The sequence below is a fragment of the Bradyrhizobium sp. CCBAU 53338 genome, assembly GCF_015291665.1.
Classification (GTDB): Bacteria; Pseudomonadota; Alphaproteobacteria; order Rhizobiales; family Xanthobacteraceae; genus Bradyrhizobium.
The window spans coordinates 6,143,657-6,160,788 of record NZ_CP030048.1 but is presented as its reverse complement, the minus strand read 5'-3'; the positions used below and the strand labels follow the sequence as shown (position 1 = coordinate 6,160,788).

The following is a 17,132-nucleotide window of genomic DNA, read 5'->3' as shown; positions in this document are numbered from 1 at the left end:
CTCACTTCGCGTAGTTCGTCATCCGCTTGCCGGGCAGCAACTCGTAGGCCGGCTTCCAGCCGGGTAGCGCCGCCATGCGGTCGAGCCAGGCGTGGATGGCGGGATGGCTCGCCGCGAAATCGAAGCCGTGCTCGTCAACAGGATAGTGCAGATAGGCCATCATCGAGATATCGGCGACGGTCGGCTTGGCTCCGATCGCGAAGGCGCTGTGCTGGAGGTGTCCGTCGAGAATACCGAGGAAGTCGTCGAGCCGCCGGCGGAAGTGCTTCAGCACCTGCGGATCGTTCCTCTCGGTGAAGGCCCGCATGAAGCGATAGGTCGCCATGTAGCCGGTGAGCTTGTGGTTGTCCCAGAACAGCCAGCGCAGCAGCTCGAATTTTTCGTCTTCCGTTGCGGCGCCGAAGCGGCCGTACTGTTCGGCAAGCTTGAGCAGAAGAGGGGCCGTCTGCGTCATCTTCACGCCGTCGACCTCGAGGACAGGTATCTCGCCCATCTCGTTCACGGCTTTGCGCCATTCCGCCGTGCGCGTGACGCCGCCGCCGAAATCGGTCCACACCGGCTCGAACGTCTCGCCGCACAGCGTCAGCATCAGCGCCAGCTTGTAGCTGTTGCCGGATTCCGGGAAGTAGTGCAGGCGATAGAGGGGCATGGGACCTCACGAGACGATCATGGCCGTGAGACGATACCGCGATGGTGCGGCATCGTCATTGCTGTGCGAGCGCCCCTTACCCCACAGCGCCCTTTGCCCGCAGCTGCTTGATCGCGGCCTCGTCGTATCCCGCGCCACGCAAAATCTCGTCACTGTGCTCGCCGACGCCGGGCGGCTTGCGCGGCCGCACCTTCTTGGTGCCGTCGATCCAGATCGGCGAGTTGATGGTGAGCATGGTGTCGTTCTCGAACGGCACCAGCACCTCGTTGTCGAGCATCTGCTTGTCGTTCGGGATGTCGTCCAGAATGCCGACGATGCCGAACACCAGGCCGTTGCCGTCGAGGATCTTGCGCCATTCGGCGAGGTCCCTGGTGGCGAAGGTCTCGTCAAAGATCTTGATCAGCTCGATCGAGCGGGCGTGGCGGTCGGGCTTGGTGGCGAAACGCGGATCGTTGATCAGGTCCTCGCGCCCGAGGCATTTGGCCAGCGTCGGCCACTGCTTCTCCTCGCTGAGCAGCGACAGGATCAGCCAGCGGCCGTCCTTGCACTGGTAGTGGTTGGCGACCGCATTGAGCGCGCGCTCGCGCGGACGCCGCTCGCCGAACTTGGCGCCGCAGAGTTTTGCCTGCGCCAGCACGCTCGCCGCCCAGACGCCGTTGGCCATCAGGTTGGAGGCGACATGCGAGCCCTTGCCGGTCTTCTCGCGCTGATACAGCGCCGTGACGATCGCGCTGTACAGCGCCATGGCGCAGGGATGGTCGCCCATGCCGGCGACCGAGCGGGCCGGCGTCGTATCGATGTCGGCGCGGACGAGGTCCATCAGGCCGGAGCGCGCCCAATAGGCGTTGCTGTCGAAGCCCGGCTTGTTGGCCTCCTCGCCCTTCTCGCCGTAGCCGGTGAAGGAGGCGTAGATCAGCCGGTCGTTGAGGTGGGCGAGATGGTCATAGCTGATGCCGAGCCGGCCGCGCACCGGCGGCGGCATGTTGGTGATGAAGACGTCGGCCTCCTCGACCAGCTTGTAGAGCACGGCCTGCGCCTCCGGCTTGGAGAGGTCGAGCGCGAGGCTCTTCTTGTTGCGGGCCTCGAGCAGCCAGGCGAAATTGTGCTCGCCGGTGGGATAGCCGGGCAGGTTCGGCAGGTTGCGATAGGGATCGCCGGCGCCGGGCGGCTCGATCTTGATGACGTCGGCGCCGAAATCGGACAGCACGGTCGCGGCCGCGGGCGCCGCGATGAAGCTCGCGCAGTCCAGAACCTTGAGCCCTGCAAAAATGCCTTTTTCCATCGCGGCGTTGCTCCCTCGCTCTTGTTGTTTCCCGCTTGCTGGAATTTTCGCGGGCCACTCGCGGAGGCATTAGACCGATGTTTCGGCGGGATGCAACGGCTCGCGGCGGGACTCACGCCTCGCCTGCGAGCAGGGCAGCATTGCCGCCGGCCGCGGCGGTGTTGACGGTCACGGTCTGCTCGGTGGCGAAGCGGGCGAGATAGTGCGGGCCGCCGGCCTTGGGGCCGGTTCCGGACAGGCCGTTGCCGCCGAACGGCTGCACGCCGACCACGGCGCCGATCATGTTGCGGTTGACGTAGATGTTGCCGACCTGGACGCGGTCGATGATGGCCTCGATCGTGTCGTCGATGCGGGAGTGGATTCCGAGCGTCAGCCCATAGCCGGTGCGCTCGATCGCTTGCAGCACGTGTCCGAGCGTCTCGGCGCGGTAGCGCACCACGTGCAGGATCGGGCCGAATACTTCCTCGGTGAGCTGGCCGGCGTCCTTGAGCTCGAAGATGTGTGGGGCGACGAAGCAGCCCTCTGGTGCGATGCCGGCAAAGTGCAGCCGTGCCTCGCTCGTCATCCGCGCGATGTGCGCATCGAGCCGTTGCTTGGCATCAGTGTCGATAACAGGGCCGACATGGGTCGCGACACCTGCGGGATCGCCGATCTTCAACTCGCGTGCGGCACCCGCGATCATCTCGATCATGCGGTCGGCGACGTCCTCCTGCACGAACAGCAGCCTTAGCGCCGAGCAGCGCTGGCCGGCGGAGCGGAACGCCGAGGTGACGACGTCGTCGGCGACCTGCTCGGGGAGCGCGGTCGCATCCGCGATCATGGCATTGATGCCGCCGGTCTCGGCGATCAGCGGCACGATCGGCCCATCCTTGGCGGCCAGAGTCCGGTTGATGTGACGTGCAACTTCGGTCGACCCGGTGAAGACGACGCCGGCAATGTCAGTGTGCGCGGTCAGCGCGGCGCCGATGCGGCCGTCGCCGGTGACGAGATGCAGAGCGCTCGTGGGGATACCGGCCTCGTGCAGCAGCGCGACAGCCTCGCGCGCAATGCGCGGCGTCTGCTCCGCGGGCTTTGCAACGACGCTGTTGCCGGCCATCAGCGCGGCGCTGACCTGACCGAGGAAAATCGCCAGCGGAAAGTTCCACGGCGAGATCGCGACGAAGACGCCGCGGCCGCGCATGGCGAGCGCGTTGCTCTCGCCGGTCGGGCCCGGCATCGCGACCTCGCTTCCGAACAGTTTGCGGCCCTGCGCTGCATAATAGCGGCAGAAATCGGTGGCCTCGCGCAGCTCGGAGAGCGCATCATCGAGCGTCTTGCCGCCTTCGGCTCGCAGCAACGCGATGAAGTGTGCGCCGCGACTCTCCAGCAGATGCGCGGCTTGCTCCAATGCCGCCGCGCGCGTCCCCGCCGGTGTCCGGCTCCATCCGGCAAAGCCCGCGCGGGCCGCCCTGATCGCGGCGTCCGCTTGCCTCGGCGTCGCGTCCGCGACCGGCTTGAGATCGGGCGTCGCGGCCTTGACGTCGGCGAGCAACCGGTCGAGTGCCGCGCGCTCGCCGAACTCGATGCCAGCTGAATTATGCCGTTCCGGCGCAAAGAGATCGCCCGGCATCGGAATCCTGGCGTGATGTGCGCGATCGGGACGGACGATGAGATCGACCGGACGCTTCAACAGCGCCGGGACCGGGACGCGATAGTCGGCCGCCTGCGCCACGAAGGACGAGTTGGCGCCGTTCTCCAGGAGGCGCCGCACCAGATAGGCGAGCAGATCGCGATGGCTGCCGACCGGCGCGTAGGTGCGGTAGGCGATGTCGGGGTGATCCTTGGCAAGCTGCTCGTAGAGCGCTTCGCCCATGCCATGGAGGCGCTGGAATTCGAAGCCGCCGCTGTCGCCCGCCAGCTCCAGCACGGTCGCGACCGTGAGGGCGTTATGGGTCGCGAACTGCGGGAAGATGCGCGGCCGCAGGCCCAAGAGTTTCGAGGCGCAGGCGACGTAGTTCAGATCCGTCATCGCCTTGCGGGTGAACACCGGATAGCCGTCGAGCCCGCGCTCCTGCGCGCGCTTGATCTCGGTGTCCCAATAGGCGCCCTTGACCAGCCGCACCATCAGCTTGCGATCATGCGCGCCGGCCAATTCGTGAATGTAGTCGATCACGGCGTTCGCACGCTTCTGATAGGCCTGGATCGCCAGCCCGAAGCCGTCCCAGCCATTGAGCGAGGAATCGGCGAGCGTTGCCGCGATCACGTCGAGCGACAGCTCCAGCCGGTCGGCCTCCTCTGCATCGACGGTGAAGTTGAGGTCATGCGCCTTGGCGCGCCGGGCGAGGCCCAGCAGCTGCGGCACGAGCTCGGCCATGACGCGGTCGCGGCTGATCGCCTCGAAGCGCGGATGCAGCGCCGAGAGCTTGACGGAGATGCCGGGGCGGTCGGGCAGGGGATGGTTGCCGGCCGCCTTGCCGATCGTCTCGATCGCACTCGCATAGGCGTCGAAATAGCGCTTGGCGTCGTCAGCCGTACGGGCGCCTTCGCCGAGCATGTCGAAGGAATAGCGCGGCTTCTGGCCGGAGCGCGGCTTGCCGCGCTCGAGCGCCTGCTCGATGGTCTCGCCAAGCACGAAATGATTGCCCATCAACCGCATCGCCTGGCGCGTGGCGGTGCGCACCGCCGGCGCGCCGAGCCGCTTCACCAGGCGGCCGATAGTGCCGTCGGGCGTCTCGCCGGGCTGGATGACCCGCGCCGACAGGCCAAGCGCCCAGGCGGAGGCGTTGACCAGGAACGCGGTGGATTTGGTCTCGTGGTGGATGAAGTCGCCCTCGCCGAGCTTGTCCTCGATGAACTGGTCGGCGGTGCGGGCATCGGGCACGCGCAGCAAAGCCTCGGCCAGCACCATCAGCGCGAGGCCCTCCTTGGTCGAGAGCGCGAACTCGCGCAGCATGTCCTCGACCCCACCGAGCCTGTCGTCGCGCTTGCGGATCGCTTCGATCAGCCTTGTCGCCGTGCGGTCGATCCGCGCTTCCTGCGGCGAGGCGAGATGCGCTGATGGAAACAGCCGCGCCGCGATGTCGGCATCATCGGGAGCGTAGGGCGCGGAGAAGGGAGGCGGGATGTTCGGCATGGCATGTCCTGTGGTTGAAGTCAGGATAAAGCCCGCATCACCGTAGTTCGATAGACAAGATAGCCATTTTGCCTTAGAAAATGAATATCTTATACATATGGACCGTATAAAATATGGAACTTGATCGAACTGACCGGAAAATCCTCTCAATTCTGCAGGAGGATGGACGAATCGCCAATGTCGAACTGGCCGAGCGCATCGGGCTGTCACCGACCTCGATCGGCGAGCGGCTGAAGCGCCTGCAGCGGGAGGGCTTCGTCGAAGGCTATGGGGCGCGGCTCAATCCGCACCGGTTGGGCCTTGGCTTGCTCGTGTTCGTCGAGGTGCTGCTCGACAAGACCACGCCTGACAATTTCGAGCGCTTTGCGCGCGCGGTGAAACTCGCGCCCGAAGTGCTGGAATGTCACATGGTTGCAGGCGGTTTCGACTATCTGGTCAAGGCGCGGCTGGCCGACATGACCGCATATCGGCGTTTCCTCGGCGAGACCTTGCTGTCGATGCCGGGTGTGCGCGAGACGCGCACCTATGCGGTGATGGAGGAGATCAAGCGCGACGCACCGTTGCCGGTGGGCTGACCACATGCGGTCGCGATTGTCATTGCTGCGGCGTTGATCGGCGATCTCTCTAGGCAAATAGCCCTCTTCGCGCAATCGCAACGCCTGTCGTCGAATGCACTGATCGTCTTCTAAATTTTTTTGGCCTCACTCCCGGAGCAGATCCGGGAGGCAGCAAACGCTGACGGGCTTATACTTTGAGGTTCTCTGCGGAGGTCTTGCCCCGGTTTGCGATCTCTTCATATTCCACCGTCTGTCCCTCGTTGAGCGAGGACAGGCCGGCTTTCTGCACTGCCGAGATATGCACGAACACATCCTTGCCGCCCGACGCAGGCTGGATAAATCCATAACCCTTGGTCGGGTTGAACCACTTGACCGTACCTTTAGCCATCACGACTTCTCCGCGGGTCTTCCTCCGAGATCACGAACCGCCAGTCCCCGCCAACCGGCCGGTTCGGTCCTATAGGATACGCGGAATGTGGCGGGCTTGGTAGATCAAACCACATCCGCATTTCCCTGAAATTCGCTCAACTTCGCGGCGTTTTTGCCGGTTTTGCCCGTTTCGCGGTCAATTGGCCTGTACACCGTCAATAAGTCGCGGCCAGATAGTCCACGATCTTGCCGACGTCGGCATCGTCGATCGGTGCGCCATAGACCTTGATCATCTTGGTCACCTCCGCCTGCCAAAATGCTTTCTTGTCCTTCATCTGCGGCTGCGTCGCGATGTAGTCGGACGAGTGGCAGGCGGCGCAATTGCCCTGCACGACTTCGAGATTGGGGCCGGGCTTGAAGGCTGCGACCTCATCGGGCGTCTTGTAGTTGACCGGTGCGGCAAGGACGGGACCATTTGCTGCTGCGGCGGCCAATGCGATGGCGAGGAGAACGGTGCGCTGCATGATCATTCTCCCTCAGGCCACGCTGACGCGGACGGTTTCGACGACGTTGCGCAAATAACCCGCCGGGTTCCAGCGCGGCGTCTCCGGCTGCGTCTCGCCGGAATTGCTGGTGGCGCGCACCTTGAGCTCGACCTGACCGGCCGCAAGCTTCACCGGCAGCTTCCATTCGCGGAACGAGTACTTGCCGAGATCCTTGCCGAGCTTGGCCGGAACCCAGCTCTTGCCGCCATCGGTGGAGACCGACACGTCCTTGATCCCCTTGCCACTGTCGAAGGCGATGCCGCGCAGCATCGTGCGTCCAGCCTTCAGCTTGGCGCCATCGGTCACGCTGGTGATGAAGGAGCGGATGGTGAAGCGGTTGATCGGGATCGTCGCCTTCGGCGTCGTGCCGGGTTCGATCGAATTGTCGGGCGTGTCCGGAATCCGATAGGCGCCCTTCATCCAGAAGCCGTCATAGACGCTGTCGATGACGGTGATCTCGTTGAGGTGCTTGACCCAGTAGGTGCCGTAATAGCCTGGAACGATCAGGCGGAGCGGGAAGCCGTTGAGGAACGGCAGATCGTCGCCGTTCATGCCATAGGCCAGCATCACCTCGCCATCGGTGGCGTGCGCGAGATCCAGCGCCTTGGCGAAGTCCGGCGTCTTGTCGCTGACCGGTCCGTCCATACCGCCGAATACCACTTGCTTCGCTCCGGCCTGAACGCCGGCCATGTCGAGCACGGTCTTCAGCGGCACGCCGCGCCAGCGTGCATTCCCCATCGCGCCATTGGCGAGCTGGCCGCCGGCAACGCGCGGCTCGAAGAAGCCGCGGCTGTTGCCGGAGCACTGGTTGACGGCGACGATCTCGGTCGCCTTCATCTTGCGGATATCCTTCAGCGACAGTTTCAGCGGCTTGTCGACCTTGCCCTTGATGTCGAGCGTGAACTTGTCGGGGTCGAGATCGTAAGGGAGGCCGGCGAGGTGATAGCGCACGAAGAACGCATTGTTCGGCGTAATCGGGCCGTCGTTGAACACCGCGAATGGCGTCTCGAGCTGCGGCGGCCGGCTGGTCAGGCCGATCATCGGCCGCTTCTGCGGGTACTTCACCAGCGGTCGCTCGCCATTGCCGATCGGCAGGGTGACGGTGTCGAGTGCCAGTGCCTTGGTGGAATTCAGTGTGGCCGCCATGGCGGCAAGGCCGGCTCCTTTGAGCAGGTCGCGTCGGTCGAACATCTTGGTCTCCTCCCGGAGCTTTTCGTTGGCTCGCGGTCATCACCGCAAGACCTGCGCTCATCTGTCTCGACCATTTGGTTGAAGTCAATTCGTGCTTTCGCAGCAAGCCCATGCCGCTGCGCTGCAACAGGCCGGTGTTACGCGAGTTGTTTCTCTCTTCACCTCTCCCGTTCGCGGGAAAGGGAGCGCCCCTTGCGGGTGGCTCGCGTTACGCTGCGACGCGCTCGCCGCGGGCGATCAGGGCGGACAATGTCCTGGTGTCGGTGATGACGCGCACCACCATCGGCTCGTCGCGGCCGCGGATCGCGACCTCCTGCTGCGGCAGCGCGTCCTCCTCAAGGCCGGCGGTGCGGCGGACCTCTTCGGAGACGATCGCCTCGCAGGCGAACGTCTTGGTCATGTCCTGGAGCCGCGCAGCGACGTTCACTGCATCGCCGAGCGCGGTGAAGACGATGTGGTCGCGATAGCCGATGTCGCCGATGATGACCTCTCCGCCATGGACGCCGATGCCGAAGCGGATCGGCTGGCGCAGATCGTGGCTGAGGAGTTCGTTGAGTTCGTCGACATGGGTCGCGATGCCGGCGACCGCCTTGAGCGCCTGCCGGCAGGCTTCTTGCGGATCGCTGGAGAGGCCGAACAGCGCCAGCATGCCGTCGCCGACGAACTGGTTCGGCTGGCCGCCATTCTCGATCACGGCCTGCGACACCGCGCCGAGGAAGCGGTTGACGATGAAGACGGTGTCGAACGGCAGCCGCTTCTCGGCGAGCTGCGTCGAACCGCGCATGTCGACGAACAGGCTGACGAGGTAGCGCTCCTGGCCGATCCTTGCGGGCGAGGACGCGTGCGCGTTCGCCGACAGCATGTGCGGCATGAACAGCTGGAAGAAGGAGAGATCGGCGTTCGGCCGCAGCTGGCAGGCGAGGCGGATCGAGGGATCGGCGGTGCCGACGCGAGCGAGCACGAAGGCCTCGCGCTGCGATGGTTCGGGCAGCATGCCGTGGTCGCCGATGATGCGGATGCGGCAGGTCGAGCAGCGGGCGCGGCCGCCGCAGACGCTGGCATGCGGCACGTTGTGGCGCAGGCTCGCTTCCAGCACGGAGAGCCCCTTGGGCACGCGCACGGTCTTGCCGTTGCCGTAGGACAGCGCGATCATGCCGCCGCGCCGTTCCCGCCAGCCGCGCACGCCGCGCCCGAGCAGCACCAGGCCGAGCAGGCCGACATAGCCGATGGTCAGCCCGCCGGTGATGCGATCGAGCATGTCGGCCTCTGCGACCGAGCCGACCTGGCGCTGGGTGAGATTGTGCGTGCGCCATTCGCCGTCGTCGCTGTCGGCGGCGGTGCTGCGGCCGCCCTGGTAGATGCCGAGCAGCGCCAGCGTCGGGATCAGCACGGCGGCTGCCAGCAGATACGGTGCCGCTCGGGTGAAGAACGGTTTCAGCCGGAGCCAGAAGTAGATGCCGATGCAGCCGTGCACCCAGGCGACGATGAGCAGGGTCGTCATCGTCCAGAGCCGGCCTGGCGCTGCGACGAAGAACAGATAGAGCTCCTGCGGATAGAGCTTCTCGTGCCCGTACAGGGTCTGGCCCAGCCGGACGCCGATCACATGCGCCATCACCAGCGCGGGGATGCTCAGTCCCAGTACGAGCTGCATCGGCTCGATCGTCCGCCAGCGGAACTGGCGGCGCTGGTAGAGCGCATAGACGCCGAGCCCCATATGGGTGAGGGCGGCGGTGTAGAACACGATCGCGACAGGGAGAAACTGCCAGAACGTCGTGTGGTAATAGACCCCGATCTGCATGGCATCGACCGAGATGTTGCCGAGCGCATGGTTGAGGAAATGGCTGATCACGTAAGAGAACAGGATGACGCCGCAGACCAGCCTCACCTGCCGCGCGCTGGTCGAGCGCACGAGTTCGGGCAATCGTGAAAGGGCGGTCGTGGCCATGATTCGCTTGTACCAGTTCACTGAGGAGAACAGCCAGCGGAGAGTTAAATTCCGCGGATAGACGCCCCCTCCGATCACATGCGCGGGACACCCGCCGCCACACACTCTCCTGTCGTGCCGGACAAGCGCGCCCTCAGGCGCGCGCAGATCCAGGACCTTTAGCCGGAGGGAGTAGTTTGACGAAGACGCGCATGGCTACAATCTCGTGCCACAACCGCTCCCTGGGGGTATGGACCCCGGGCTCGCGACTACGTCGCGCCCCTGAACGACACTGAAATATGACGCATCACCCGCCACATTGACTCGCCCTCCCAAGTCGGGGAAAAGCGCGGCCGTGACGATCGCTCCCGACATCACCGTGAAACCCGACCGCGCATCGCGCCGGCTGCTCGTCGTGGCCGTGCTGGTGATCGCCGCGATGACGGTTCTGCGCATCGTCTATGCCTCCGCGATCGAGCTTCGCACCGACGAGGCCTACTACTGGACCTGGTCGAAGGAGGGCGCGCTGAGTTTCCTCGATCATCCGCCGGGCATCGCCTGGCTGATCCGTTTCGGCACGGCGATCTTCGGCGACACCGTGCTCGGTGTCCGCTTCGGCGGCATCGTGGCGATGCTGGTGACGCAGCTATTGCTCGCCGACATCGTTCGCCGCCTCACCCATGATGTGCGCGCGATCGTGGTTGCGGTGCTGATGCCGGAGGCCGCGCTCTACTACGGTCTGCTGATGGCCAAGGTGGCGCCCGATGTCGCTATGATCCCGTTTGCGGTGGCGATGATGTGGACGCTGGTGCGGCTGGCGCAAAGCGGCGATGGCCGCTGGTGGCTCGCGGCCGGACTGTTCGGCGGCCTGTCACTGCTGTCGAAATTCACCGCGATCATGTTCGCACCGGCGGTCGCCGCGTTCCTGCTGGTACCGAATTGGCGCTGGCGCTGGCTGCGCAGCCCCTATCCGTATCTGGCGGTGCTGGTCGCGATCGCCGTCTTCTCGCCGGTGCTGATCTGGAACGCGCAGCATGATTGGGCCTCGTTCCGTTTTCAGGGTGTGCGCGCGACCGCCAATTACGGCATCTCGCTGCGCACCATCGGCGATTACATCGGCCTGCAGTTCGGCCTCGTCGGTTTCGTCTTGCTGCCGGTGGTGCTGTCGGGGCTCGTCATGACGGCCTGGCGCGGCTATCGCTGCCGCGAGCCGGTAGCGATCCTGCTGTCGACGGCCGTGCTGGTGCCGTTCCTCTACTTCTTCTTCAAGTCGCTGACGCTCAGGGTCGGCGACACCTGGCCGATGTTCATGTGGCCGGTCGGCTTCGCTGCTGCTGCGACGAACCTGACGGCACTGCCGAAGGAAGGCTGGTCGTCGCGGACGATCCGCTCGAGCATCTTCTGGGTGAACACGGCACTGGTGTCGGGCATCGCCTTCGTCTTGATCGTGTTCCTCTATTATGTCGCCGCGCCCTGGAATTTGCTCGGCAAGATGGATCCGATCGGCGCCGAGGCCGGCTACGACCAGGTCGCCGCGCGCGCGCAGGTCGCGCTGGACGAGACCGGTGCGACCTGGATTGCGACCACGGATTACCGCACCTATGCCATGATGCGCTGGCTGTTCAGGGGCCGTGTGCCCGTGGTCGAAATCAACGAACGCGGCCGTTTCCAGGATTTCCGCGATCCCGGCATGGACAGGATCAGCGGACACGCCGGTCTCTATATCGGTCGCCAGCCCGACGATCACTCGTCGCTGTGGGCGCAGATCCCCGCGACGCGCGCGCCACTGGCGCAAGTCGAGCGCCGCTGGCGCGGCGTCCTGATCGATACGTACACGCTCGACAAGCTCACCGGATGGACCCCGGAGCTTTCGCCGCCGAAGGACTCGCCGTTGTTCCAGTGGCGCGTGCTGGCGGGGGAACTTGAAGCGCGTCCGCTCGCCTGACGCCCCTACTCCTCTTCCTTCCTCCGCAGCAGATCCGTCGCGAGATCCGACAGCTTTGGCGGCGGGAGAGCCGCGAAGGGCAGTGGCCTCGTGACGTCGATTGCGGCGAGGCCCAGCCGCGCCGTCAGCAACCCGTTGAGCATGCCTTCACCCAGTCGCTGCGACAGCTTTGCTGCGATCCCGTGCCCGAGCATCTGCTGCACCAGGCTGTCGCTGGCGGCCATGCCGCCGGTGATGGCGAGATGGGCGATGACGTGGCGAAGCAGGCGGATCATGCCGAGCGCGCCGGGACGGCCGCCATAGAGAAAAGCGAGCCGACGGATCAGGCGCAACGCGGCGACGAACACGAAGATCACGTCGATCGCGGCGCGCGGGCTCACCGCCGTGACGATCGAGACCTTTTGCGCAGCCGACGACACCAGCCGTCGCGCCTCCGCATCCAGCGGCGACATCAACTCGCGCTCGGCGAGCCGGATCATGTCGGCGCCGTCGATGATCTCGCCGGTGTGGCTCTCCAGCGCCGCGCGGGCGCGTGCGAGCTGCGGGTTCTGGTGCGCGATCTTCAGGAGATCCTGCACGATGGCGCGGCTCTCCTTGCGGTCGTCGCTGGCAAGAACGGCGGCTGCACGCTGATGCAGCCTCTCGATCGTCGCGAGACGCGCGAGCCCAAGCGCCTCGCGCCCGATCACCACCGCAAGCGCAAGCGCGGTGACGAAGGCGAAGGCAATGCCGACGAAGCCGAGCGTTTCGCTGCGCGCAAACAGATCTTCGATCAGATTGACAACGCCGAGCCCGGTGCCGAGCAGCGTCAGGCCGGCGAGGCCGGACCAGAACAGCGTGCCCCAGGGAAAGCGGCGCCGCGCCGGAAGCGCCGTTTCAATCGGCACCGGCAAGGTCGATGGATCTGGCTCCGGCGTGATCTGGATGGTGGCGCGGCTGAGGCGGTTGGTCTCGTCGGCCTCGGTCACGACGACATCGGGATTGTCCAGCCGGAACGTCGCCGGCCGCCGTGGCTTCGATCGGTCGTTCATGCGAGCTTGTCTCCGATCAGGAACTGCAGGGCACGGTCGAGGCGGATGTGAGGCAGCGCGGGCTCATTCGTCCCGTCGCGTTCGAGCCTGGGCGGGCGGAAGCGCAGGAACCGAAAATCGCTTCTTTCGGCGACCTCCGTCGCGAGGCCTCGGAACGCTTCGGTGCCGTTGAACAGCGGCTCGGGATCATCTGGCAGATCGCCCGGAAAGGTCGCGACCTCCGTGCTGCCGTCGAAGAACTCGCCGTTGGCACTCTCGCCGGCGGCAGGTGTGCCAAGGATCGAGGGCAATTTGTCGCGGCCATTCGCGACCTGCGCCTCGCGGGTGGCGCGGACGGCGGCGAGCGCGACGACGTCGATCTGCGCGCCGGTATCTTCCGCACGCGCGACCGCGCGGGTGACGGCGCGGCGCAGCACCGCCTCCAACCGGTCGTGGCTGGACTGATGCAGATGATCCGCCTTTGTCGCCGCGAACAGGATGCGGTCGATGCGCGGCCTGAACAGGCTGGAGAGAAACGTGCTGCGGCCGATGTGGAAGCAGTCGAGAATGCCTGATAGCGCGGCTTCGAGATCGTGTAGCGCTTCGGGTCCGGAATTGAATGCGGCAAGCGCGTCGGCGAGCACGATCTGGCGATCGAGCCGGGCGAAGTGGTCCCTGAAGAACGGCCGCACCACGACGTCCTTGTAGGCCTCATAGCGGCGCACCATCATCGCCCACAGCGATCCCTCCGGAGCCTGTCCGCCGACGGGGACGTCGAGCGGCGCGAAGGTCAGCGCCGGCGTATCGGCGAGACTGCCGGGCATCAGGAAGCGGCCGGGCGGCAGCAGGCTCATCGCAAAGCGCTCGTCGCGGCAGGCGCGCAGATATTGGGTGAAGAGCCTTGCGGCCGTGAGCGTTGCCTGCTCGTCCTCGCGTGCCTCGGGCTTGAGCGTCGCAAGATGCGCGTGCCAGTCCTTGGCCAGATGCGCGCGCGGCGTCTCGCGCGAGAGCGCCAGGCTTTCGGCGGACCATTGCTCGTAGCTCTTCTGCAGCAGGGGCAGGTCGAGCAGCCATTCACCGGGATAGTCGACGATGTCGAGCGTCAGCGTGCGGTCGGCGCCGTTCTGTCGCTGATAGTCGATGACGAGACGCAGTTCGCTGATGTCGACGGTCGAATTCGGCCAGCGCCGTTCCTCGATCAGCGCGCGCAGATGGTTCTCGTAGGAAAAACGCGGCACGGCATCGTCAGGCTGGGGCGCCAGATGCGCTCGCGCGATCCGCCCCGAAGCATAGGCCTCGAACACCGGAAACCGGCCGCCGCGTGTCAAACCGTGGATCAGCGCGGTTATGAATACCGTCTTACCGGCCCGCGACAGGCCGGTGACACCAAGCCGTACTGTCGGGTTGAAGAAGTGCTCGCCATAGTAGATCAGCGCCCGGGCGGACAGGCGCGCCTCTTCGACCATATCCTGGAAGCTGAATGCCATATGAACGTGATTTAATCCCGGGCGGGCGGAACAGTGAAGCCGTTCACAAAAGTGGCAATTGCGTGAGGAAAATCAAGCTTCATACTTCCACCGCCTTTATCGGCGATCAGCCGGTTGAACGACGCTCCGGTCCCGAAAGACTTCTTGAAGAGTGGCCTTGTCTTTGCTTTGCGGATTGCCATGACCGTCTTCCAATTGAAACGACTTGCATCCACCTCCGTCCACGCCGCAGCCGACGTGATCGGCTGGAATTACGATCGCGCCGAGCTGATCGCCGACGGCATCATCCATGGCATCGGCGTGCTCGCCGGCATCATCGCCGCGACCGTGCTGGTGGTGCTGACGGCGGTCTATGCCGATGCGACCAACATCGTCGGCGTCTCGATCTATGTCGCCGGGCTGATGTCGATGCTGGTGCTGTCCGCGACCTATAATCTGTGGCCGGTATCGCCCGCCAAATGGCTGCTGCGCCGCTTCGATCATTCCGCGATTTATCTGCTGATCGCCGCGACCTACACGCCGTTCATCCTGGAGGTGAAGGACAGCTTGTTCGCGCTGGTGCTGCTCGCCGGTGTCTGGTGTGTCGCGGTTCTCGGCATCGTGCTGAAGCTTCTCTGCCCCGGAAGGTTCGATCGCGTCGCTGTCGGCATCTATCTCGCGATGGGCTGGAGCGGCGTGATGCTCTATGGGCCGGTGGTCAGGGCGTTGCCCGCGCTGGTGCTGGCTTTCATCCTGGCGGGAGGCCTGCTTTACAGCTTTGGCGTGATCTTCCACGCCTGGCGGCGGCTGCGCTTCCAGAACGCGATCTGGCACGGCTTTGTCTTGGCCGGCGCGGCATGCCATTATACCGCGGTGCTCGACCTCGTGTTGAGCTAGCTAAGTTCCGCGAAGCGGCATAAGCCAAGCGGCATACGAGCGAAGCGCTGTATAAGAGAGAGGAGACGTCGCATGCAGGTGACCGGCAAGGTCGTGGTCGTCACGGGCGGCGCAAATGGCATCGGCAAGGCGCTGTGCGAGGCGTTTCACAGGGCAGGTGCTTCCAAGGTCGTGGTCGCGGACATGGATGCCGCCAACGCGCGCGCCGTCGCGGCGACGGTTGATGGCGCGGCGTTCAAATGCGACGTCGCGCAGGAAAAGGATATTTCGCACGTCATCGATGAGACCGAGCGGCAGTTCGGCCCCATCGCGTTGTTCTGCTCCAATGCCGGCATCGGCGGCGGCTTCGATCCGATGTCGGTCAACGCCGGCGGCGCGTCCGATGAGCCCTGGCAGCGCAGCTGGGCGATCCACGTGATGGCCCATGTCTACGCGGCGCGGCATCTCGTCCCCCGCATGAAGTCGCGCGGCGGCGGCTATTTCCTCAACACCATCTCGGCCGCGGGCCTGCTGTCGCAGGTCGGCAGCCCGGCTTATTCGACGACGAAGCACGCCGCGGTCGGCTTTGCCGAAAATCTCGCGATCTCGCACAAGGCCGACAACATCAAGGTCTCGATTCTCTGCCCGCAGGGCGTCGACACCAACATGCTGCGCTCGATCCCCAAGGGCCCGCAATCCGGCGATGGCGATCTCTCGCCCGAGCAGGTCGCCAAGGACGTCCTCGCCGGCCTCGAGCAGGAGACGTTCCTGATCCTGCCGCACCCCCAGGTGCTCGGCTATATGCGCAAGAAGACCGAGAATTACGACCGCTGGATCGGCGGCATGGCCAAGATCCAGGCGAAGATGCGAGAGCAGTTCGGGAAGTAGGCTAGGCGGCCGCTTCTGCTTCGTCAGCGATGCGGCTCTGCCTGAGCGCCCGTGCATAGAGCATCATCCCCTCGCGCACCGTGCGCCGCTCGGCCTCCGACAGCGCGGCCAGCGCTCCGCGCACCTGCCGGCGGCCGAACGCATGCAGCGCCTCCAGCGTTCGCCGGCCTTTTGCCGTCAGCGACAACAGCTTGCTGCGGGCATCCGATTCATCGGGCGTCTCACGTAGCTCGCCGCAATCGACCAGCTTGCGCACCAGGCGGCTGACGCTGGATTTCTCCAGGTGCAGGAACGCGCCGAGCTCGCCCGACGTCAGCGGGCCGCGGATGCCGATCTCCAGGATCGTGTGCACGGCCGACGGCGGATAGTTCGATTCCGCCACCGTCGCATCCATGAAGCCGAGCTCACGCACCATCAACCGCGAGGCAGAGCGGATGTCGTCGATCAGCGAAAGCTCAGCCATCTTGACTCCCGGCATATAGTTGTATCATACAACTATATGCGCGCAACGGCGCGCGCAAGCGTTTTGGAGTGGGCCATGAGCGGAACCTTGCCAACCGGCCAGCGGATGAGAGGCAAGGTCTGCCTCGTCACGGGCGGCGGCAGCGGCATCGGCCGCGCCACGGCGCTGCGGATGGCGTCCGAGGGCGCCGAGGCAATCATTGTCGCGGGCCGGCGCGAGGCCGAGATCGACGCTGCAGCCGCGGCGTGCCGCGAACTCGGCGCCGAAGCGGTCGCGCTGAAGACGGACATCACGCAAGAAGATGACGTCGCGCGCCTCGTCGGCACCGCCGTCGAGCGCTGCGGCCGTCTCGATGTCGCCTTCAACAATGCCGGCTTCCAGGAACGCCGCGCGCCGCTGGAGGAGCAGGGCACTGATATCTACGACAGCGTGTTCGACACCAATGTTCGCGCGCTGTTTCTCTGCCTGCGTCATCAATTGCCTGTCATGCTGGCGCAGGGGCGCGGCAGCATCGTGGTCAACGCCTCCGTCAGCGGCGTGCGCAATCCCAATCCGGGCTTCGCGCTCTATTCGGCCTCGAAGGCCGCCGCGATTTCGCTGACCCGCTCTGCCGCGATGGAGAGCGCCCCGCGCGGCATCCGCATCAACGCGATCGCACCCGGCCGTGTCATCACCGACATGATGCTGAGCGCCGGCGTCGGCGATGTCGCGACCGTCGGCGCCGGCCTGCCGCTGCGGCGGATGGGCACGCCGGAGGAGGTGGCGGAAGCCGTGGTGTGGCTATCCTCGGATGCGTCGTCTTATGTAGTCGGCCACGTGCTGGCGGCGGACGGGGGATTTCTGGCGGCGTAGTGC

16 protein-coding genes are annotated in these 17,132 nt (G+C 65.4%); 5 read left to right on the top strand and 11 right to left on the bottom strand.

What is annotated here, in order from left to right; genetic code table 11:
* Position 1: 1 nt before the first annotated feature.
* The 3 genes from XH90_RS28820 to putA all read right to left on the bottom strand — a co-directional run bounded on the left by XH90_RS28820 (position 2) and on the right by putA (position 5,043).
* The gene (locus tag XH90_RS28820; protein ID WP_194477655.1) at positions 2–649 is read right to left on the bottom strand and encodes a glutathione S-transferase family protein; all 648 of its coding nucleotides are present in this window, start codon (positions 647–649) and stop codon (positions 2–4) included.
* Positions 650–725: 76 nt separating this feature from the next.
* On the bottom strand, positions 726–1,931 hold the full coding sequence (locus tag XH90_RS28815; RefSeq protein ID WP_194477654.1) for a CaiB/BaiF CoA-transferase family protein: 1,206 nt from the start codon (positions 1,929–1,931) through the stop codon (positions 726–728).
* Between the two features lie 112 nt (positions 1,932–2,043).
* The gene (gene putA, locus XH90_RS28810) at positions 2,044–5,043 is read right to left on the bottom strand and encodes a bifunctional proline dehydrogenase/L-glutamate gamma-semialdehyde dehydrogenase PutA (RefSeq protein ID WP_194477653.1); all 3,000 of its coding nucleotides are present in this window, start codon (positions 5,041–5,043) and stop codon (positions 2,044–2,046) included.
* Between the two features lie 113 nt (positions 5,044–5,156).
* Here putA and XH90_RS28805 point away from each other — a divergent pair, with 113 nt between their 5' ends.
* Positions 5,157–5,618: an Lrp/AsnC ligand binding domain-containing protein gene (locus XH90_RS28805; protein WP_025032087.1), complete on the top strand. Its 462-nt coding sequence runs from the start codon at positions 5,157–5,159 to the stop codon at positions 5,616–5,618.
* 169 nt (positions 5,619–5,787) lie between these two features.
* Here XH90_RS28805 and XH90_RS28800 read toward each other — a convergent pair whose 3' ends face one another.
* The 4 genes from XH90_RS28800 to XH90_RS28785 all read right to left on the bottom strand — a co-directional run bounded on the left by XH90_RS28800 (position 5,788) and on the right by XH90_RS28785 (position 9,650).
* Positions 5,788–5,988, bottom strand: a complete 201-nt coding sequence (locus XH90_RS28800) for a cold-shock protein (RefSeq protein WP_008134691.1) — start codon at positions 5,986–5,988, stop codon at positions 5,788–5,790.
* A 196-nt stretch (positions 5,989–6,184) separates the two neighbouring features.
* Positions 6,185–6,493, bottom strand: coding sequence for a cytochrome c (locus XH90_RS28795; RefSeq protein WP_194477652.1), 309 nt, complete (start codon positions 6,491–6,493; stop codon positions 6,185–6,187).
* A 12-nt stretch (positions 6,494–6,505) separates the two neighbouring features.
* Positions 6,506–7,705 carry a molybdopterin-dependent oxidoreductase gene (locus XH90_RS28790; RefSeq protein ID WP_194477651.1) on the bottom strand — a complete coding sequence of 400 codons (1,200 nt, stop codon included), beginning with the start codon at positions 7,703–7,705 and terminating at the stop codon, positions 6,506–6,508.
* Positions 7,706–7,913: 208 nt separating this feature from the next.
* Positions 7,914–9,650 (bottom strand): adenylate/guanylate cyclase domain-containing protein, encoded by a 1,737-nt coding sequence (locus tag XH90_RS28785; protein ID WP_194477650.1) that lies wholly within the window; start codon positions 9,648–9,650, stop codon positions 7,914–7,916.
* Positions 9,651–10,068: 418 nt separating this feature from the next.
* Between XH90_RS28785 and XH90_RS28780 the strand changes: the two genes are divergently transcribed.
* On the top strand, positions 10,069–11,574 hold the full coding sequence (locus XH90_RS28780) for a glycosyltransferase family 39 protein (protein ID WP_194482848.1): 1,506 nt from the start codon (positions 10,069–10,071) through the stop codon (positions 11,572–11,574).
* Between the two features lie 5 nt (positions 11,575–11,579).
* Here the strand turns inward: XH90_RS28780 and XH90_RS28775 are convergent, their stop codons facing one another.
* The 3 genes from XH90_RS28775 to XH90_RS28765 are packed head-to-tail and all read right to left on the bottom strand — an operon-like array spanning position 11,580 to position 14,253.
* Positions 11,580–12,605 (bottom strand): YcjF family protein, encoded by a 1,026-nt coding sequence (locus XH90_RS28775; protein WP_194477649.1) that lies wholly within the window; start codon positions 12,603–12,605, stop codon positions 11,580–11,582.
* Entirely contained in the window at positions 12,602–14,071 is a 1,470-nt protein-coding gene (locus tag XH90_RS28770) for a YcjX family protein (protein ID WP_194477648.1), read from the bottom strand. Before XH90_RS28770 ends, XH90_RS28775 begins: the two co-directional genes overlap by 4 nt.
* An 11-nt stretch (positions 14,072–14,082) precedes the next feature.
* The gene (locus tag XH90_RS28765) at positions 14,083–14,253 is read right to left on the bottom strand and encodes a hypothetical protein (RefSeq protein ID WP_194477647.1); all 171 of its coding nucleotides are present in this window, start codon (positions 14,251–14,253) and stop codon (positions 14,083–14,085) included.
* Here XH90_RS28765 and XH90_RS28760 point away from each other — a divergent pair.
* Together XH90_RS28760 and XH90_RS28755 are read left to right on the top strand one after the other, a co-directional pair.
* A complete protein-coding gene (locus XH90_RS28760; protein ID WP_194477646.1) occupies positions 14,252–14,947 on the top strand; it encodes a hemolysin III family protein in 696 nt (231 codons plus the stop codon). The two genes, XH90_RS28765 and XH90_RS28760, sit on opposite strands and share 2 nt — an antisense overlap.
* Positions 14,948–15,019: 72 nt before the next feature.
* Complete coding sequence (locus XH90_RS28755) at positions 15,020–15,814, top strand: SDR family oxidoreductase (protein ID WP_194477645.1); 795 nt, start codon at positions 15,020–15,022, stop codon at positions 15,812–15,814.
* 1 nt (position 15,815) lies between these two features.
* Here XH90_RS28755 and XH90_RS28750 read toward each other — a convergent pair whose 3' ends face one another.
* Entirely contained in the window at positions 15,816–16,277 is a 462-nt protein-coding gene (locus XH90_RS28750; RefSeq protein WP_194477644.1) for a MarR family winged helix-turn-helix transcriptional regulator, read from the bottom strand.
* Between the two features lie 75 nt (positions 16,278–16,352).
* On the opposite strand from XH90_RS28750, the gene XH90_RS28745 reads away from it, so the two are divergent.
* Positions 16,353–17,129 carry an SDR family NAD(P)-dependent oxidoreductase gene (locus tag XH90_RS28745; protein ID WP_194477643.1) on the top strand — a complete coding sequence of 259 codons (777 nt, stop codon included), beginning with the start codon at positions 16,353–16,355 and terminating at the stop codon, positions 17,127–17,129.
* The last annotated feature ends 3 nt before the right edge of the window (positions 17,130–17,132 follow it).